This is a genomic window from Streptomyces sp. AC555_RSS877 (assembly GCF_019049245.1).
In the GTDB taxonomy this organism is placed as follows: Bacteria; Actinomycetota; Actinomycetes; order Streptomycetales; family Streptomycetaceae; genus Streptomyces.
The window spans coordinates 1-239 of sequence record NZ_JAGMUK010000114.1 but is presented as its reverse complement, the minus strand read 5'-3'; the positions used below and the strand labels follow the sequence as shown (position 1 = coordinate 239).

Here is a 239-nt window from a genome sequence, read left to right as displayed (position 1 = left end):
CGAGGATCCCGACCAGCGTCTCCACCCCACGCGGCAGACACAAACCCACCACCGACTCGGCACCCACCCCCTGCACCCGCAGGAAACGCGCCAGCCGATCAGCCCGCACCTCCAACTCCGAGTACGACACCGACAGCCCCGCCTGCACCACCGCCACCGCATCCGGAGTCCGCACCACCTGCGCCGCGAACAACCCCGGCACCAACACACCAGCCACCGGCACAGCGGTGTCATTCCAC

The 239-nt window shown here is 69.5% G+C and carries 1 protein-coding gene; it reads right to left on the bottom strand.

Annotation, left to right across the window (positions count from 1 at the left end):
* A partial coding sequence (locus tag KUM49_RS50000) for an AMP-binding protein (RefSeq protein WP_217241252.1) occupies nt 1-239 on the bottom strand: 239 nt, incomplete at both ends.